The following is a 2,809-nucleotide window of genomic DNA, read 5'->3' as shown; positions in this document are numbered from 1 at the left end:
CATCAGCACGGCGGCTTCGGTGCCGGCCACGACGAGGTCCATCTTCGAATCCTTGAGCTGGGTCTTGCCGGGGTTCAGCACGTACTGGCCGTCGATGTAGGCCACGCGAGCGGCGCCGATGGGGCCATTGAACGGGATGCCGGAGATCGACAACGCAGCGCTCGAGGCGATCAGCGCAGGGATGTCGCCTTCGACCTCAGGATTCAGCGACAGCACATGGATCACGACCTGAACTTCGTTGAAGAAGCCTTCAGGGAACAAGGGGCGGATCGGGCGGTCGATCAGGCGCGAAGTCAGCGTTTCGAATTCGCTGGGACGGCCTTCGCGCTTGAAGAAGCTGCCGGGAATGCGGCCAGCGGCGTAGGTTTTCTCGAGGTAGTCGACTGTCAGGGGGAAGAAATCCTGGCCGGGCTTGGCATCGGTCTTGGCGACCACGGTGGCCAGTACCACGGTGCCGTCCATGTCAACGACGACGGCGCCGCTGGACTGGCGTGCGATTTCGCCGGTTTCCATCGTGACTTTGTGCTGACCCCATTGGAAAGACTTGGTGACTTTGTTGAAAATGCTCATGTTCTTATCTCCACTAAATTCACGCACTTGAGGCAGTGCGGGAGGCCCGGAGCGGCGGCTGGCTGAACACGATGCCATTCCACAAAATGCCTGGAATCAGGGGCCTGACCAGGGCTTTTCTTGTGGAATGACACAGCGCGTGCTCGTTTTGCCTTGCTCCGAAGTAAAAAGCGCCTGAGCTAGTGAACTAACTCAGGCGCTTTCAAATCGTTGCTACCGATTACTTGCGCAGGCCAAGCTTGGCGATCAGCGCGGTGTAACGTTCGGCATCTTTGGACTTCAGGTAGTCCAGCAGCTTGCGGCGGCGGCTCACCATGCGCAGCAGACCGCGGCGACCGTGGTGATCCTTGGCGTTGGCCTTGAAATGGGGGGTCAGTTCGTTGATGCGGCCGGTCAGCAGCGCCACTTGAACTTCAGGGCTGCCGGTGTCGCYGGCGGCGCGTGCGTTGGCCTGAACGATTTCGGCCTTGATTGATTTTGCAATCATGTTTTCTCTTTCTTGCACCGAGGTGCGCTTGCGAGCGAAGCAGCGTTCCCGACATGGGAGTGAATAAACCGCTTTCGTCGTGTTCCGGCATGAAAAAGGCTCAAAAAGAGCCTCAATTTGCGCAGAGCCTTGGATTATAGCCTGAGATCATTCCCCAAGCCAGCGCCTGAGGCGTTCCACCCCCCGCCCCAGCCGAGCGACATCCTGGCTGGCGAAACACCAGCGCAGCCAGCCCTGAGCCTCGGGCCCGGGATTGACCATGAATGCATTGCCGGGCGCCAGGCCCAAGCCCCCCTCCACCACCAGACGTTTGGCGGTCTCCAGAGAGTCCCCGAAGCGCGCCTGGTCTTCCAGGCGGAAAAAGGCGTACATGCCGCCTTTGGCCGGTGCCAACTGCACGCCCGGCACGGCCTGCAGCAGCGGCACCAAAGTGTCGCGGCAGGTTTTCAGATGGGCAACCACCCGGGGCGTGATATCGGCCGTGCGTTCGATGGCCACCAGCCCGGCCCGCTGCACGAACACCGGCGCGCAGGAGGTGTTGAACTCCACCAGCTTGCCCATGTGCGGCGTCATGGCAGCCGGCATCACCAGCCAGCCCAGGCGCCACCCGGTCATCAAAAAGCTCTTGGAAAAGCTGTGAACCACCACGAGGCGGTCTTCGGGCGCGGCGATATCCAGAAAACTGGGGGCGCAACCATTAGGGGTGGGCTCGTAATACAGGCGCTCGTACACCTCGTCCGCCAGAATCCAGGTGCCCGTCTTGCGGCAATGCGCCAGGATGACCTCTTGCTCGGCGCGCGACAGCGTCCAGCCGGTGGGATTGTTGGGCGCGTTGACGATGAGTAGTTTGGTTTTCGGCGTAATGGCGGCCAGCAGTTCGGCCACATCAAGCCGCCACTCGCCTGCCACCGGCTTGAGGCTGACGCATTTGACCTGCGCGCCCATGATGGCCGGCTGGGCCGTCAGGTTGGGCCAGACAGGCGTCACGGCCACGACTTCGTCGCCGGCATCCACCAGCGCCTGCACCGCCAGCATCAGCGCATTGACGCCGCCYGAGGTCACCGCAATGCGTTCGGCCGTGATCGGCGCGGCCCCCGCACAGCGCAGGCCCGCCGCGTAAGCGGCAATGGCCTCCCGCAGCTCTGGCAAGCCCAGGTTTTGCGCATAAAAAGTCTCGCCCTGCTGCAACGACGCAGCCGCCGCCTCGCGGATAAAGGCCGGCGTGACCTCATCGCTCTCGCCAAACCAGAACTTGAGCACATCATCGCGCCCCATGCCCGCGTTGGCCACCTGGCGGATCATCGATTCTTCAAGATCTAAAACAGTTTTTCTCATGGATAGTCCGTCCGCCTGTGCCGGCTTCAATCAATTATTCAATCAGCCAATTTGAACTCAAGGCCGGACCATCTTGCAGCTGTTAGGCTGCTCGGCCTTTTCGGGCGAAATCGTCTTGATGACGCGAAAGCCGTAGCCGGAACCTTCCACGTCAAATTTCACACCCGGCGAACCCTGCTTGCCCATCAATGCCACCAGCAGCGGTTGCTGGAACTGGTGGTCGGCCGAGCGCATCGCGCCTTTGTGGCCCACGAAAGTAACCGAACTACGCTCCAGCTGCGCCGCCACCGCCCCGGCGTCAGCACTGCCCGCTTTGTCAAGGCTTTGGGCCAGCGCCTCAATCATGAGCTGCATGCGCATGTGAACATAGTCGTCCTGAGGCTTGGGAAAGCGCTGGCGAAAGGATAGGTAGAAGGC

2 protein-coding genes and 2 pseudogenes are annotated in these 2,809 nt (G+C 61.3%); all 4 read right to left on the bottom strand.

The window, feature by feature from the left end; genetic code table 11:
- Positions 1 to 570: pseudogene (locus tag AC1D1X_RS20000) on the bottom strand (polyribonucleotide nucleotidyltransferase); the annotation flags it as partial.
- Positions 571 to 790: 220 nt separating this feature from the next.
- Positions 791 to 1,057 carry a 30S ribosomal protein S15 gene (gene rpsO, locus AC1D1X_RS19995; protein WP_477698983.1) on the bottom strand — a complete coding sequence of 89 codons (267 nt, stop codon included), beginning with the start codon at positions 1,055 to 1,057 and terminating at the stop codon, positions 791 to 793.
- 147 nt (positions 1,058 to 1,204) lie between these two features.
- Positions 1,205 to 2,392, bottom strand: a complete 1,188-nt coding sequence (locus AC1D1X_RS19990; RefSeq protein ID WP_477671587.1) for a pyridoxal phosphate-dependent aminotransferase — start codon at positions 2,390 to 2,392, stop codon at positions 1,205 to 1,207.
- Positions 2,393 to 2,449: 57 nt separating this feature from the next.
- A pseudogene (locus tag AC1D1X_RS19985) lies at positions 2,450 to 2,809 on the bottom strand (branched-chain amino acid ABC transporter substrate-binding protein); the annotation flags it as partial.

The sequence above is a fragment of the Polaromonas sp. P1_G4 genome, from assembly GCF_056405475.1.
This window is presented reverse-complemented; position numbering and strand designations above follow the sequence as displayed.